The 640-nt window shown below is 59.8% G+C and carries 1 protein-coding gene; it reads left to right on the top strand.

Features of this window, described 5'->3' with window-relative positions; genetic code table 11:
* The coding region (gene galE / locus EN939_RS36945; RefSeq protein WP_127272121.1) for a UDP-glucose 4-epimerase GalE at nt 1–640 on the top strand (640 nt) is incomplete at both ends.

The following is a 640-nucleotide window of genomic DNA, read 5'->3' as shown; positions in this document are numbered from 1 at the left end:
GCATTGAAGCGGGCGATGGAAACGCACCGGCCGACGGCTGTGATCCATTTTGCGGCGCTGGCCTATGTCGGAGAGTCCGTTCGCGAGCCGGCCGAATATTATTCAACCAATGTGACAGGCACCATCGCGGTGCTCGATGCCGCACGCGCTTGTTCGGTCGAAAACATCATCTTCTCCAGCAGCTGTGCGACGTACGGCGTGCCGGAAGTATTGCCCGTTCGCGAGACCTCCTCGCAAAATCCGATCAGCCCTTACGGGCGCTCCAAGCTGATGGGCGAACAGATCATCGGCGACTATGCTTCCGCGTATGGAATGAAATTTGCTATCCTGCGCTATTTCAACGCTTGTGGCGCCGATCCCGACGGCGAGCTTGGTGAGTGGCATTCGCCGGAAACCCACCTGGTTCCCAGAGTGCTCATGGCCGCATCGGGCATCATCGACGCGATCGAGGTTTTCGGCACCGACTACGACACGTCGGACGGCACCTGCGTAAGGGATTATATCCACGTCACCGATCTGGCCCGCGCCCACCTGAAAGCGCTCATGCATCTCGAGGGTGGCGGGCAAAGCCTGGCGGTCAATCTCGGCACCGGGCGAGGCGTCTCCATCAAGGAAATCGTTAAGGCGGTCGGCCGAATGA

Origin of the sequence: Mesorhizobium sp. M7A.F.Ca.CA.002.05.1.1 (assembly GCF_003998335.1) — a bacterium.
Classification (GTDB): domain Bacteria; phylum Pseudomonadota; class Alphaproteobacteria; order Rhizobiales; family Rhizobiaceae; genus Mesorhizobium.
This window is presented reverse-complemented; position numbering and strand designations above follow the sequence as displayed.